The sequence below is a fragment of the Campylobacter sp. 2018MI10 genome (assembly GCF_018501175.1).
Classification (GTDB): domain Bacteria; phylum Campylobacterota; class Campylobacteria; order Campylobacterales; family Campylobacteraceae; genus Campylobacter_E.
Window position 1 is genome coordinate 1 of record NZ_JAHCZD010000143.1, and the last position, 383, is coordinate 383.

Here is a 383-nt window from a genome sequence, read left to right on the forward strand (position 1 = left end):
GCTTTTAGTAATAGCTATATTAACGGCTAAAACATTAACCTTTTCTTCCCCAAAAATCCCTAAAAATTTAGACTCTGTATTTTCTTGAATGATTTTTTCTAATTCTTCTTTGATGATTTTTGAAGATTGACTTATCCTAGGAATTTGCACTTGGGCTGCTTGAAGACTGATATGAGGATCAAATCCTGATCCTGAAGCGGTTAATAAATCCAAATGAATTTGTTCTTTTGTAATTTGCGGATTTTCATCTAAAAATTTTTGCAAATCTTTTTGCACACGCTCTTTTAAAGCAGGATTTGACATAGCATAATTAAATCCACCTGAACTTACACTGCTTTCATTTGTATCACTTGTATTGTAATTTGATACAGATGCTCTTGAAT

The 383-nt window shown here is 31.3% G+C and carries 1 protein-coding gene; it reads right to left on the reverse strand.

What is annotated here, in order from left to right:
• Positions 1–383: potassium-transporting ATPase subunit C (locus tag KJR01_RS10060; RefSeq protein WP_214119116.1), on the reverse strand; the 383-nt coding region annotated here is incomplete at both ends.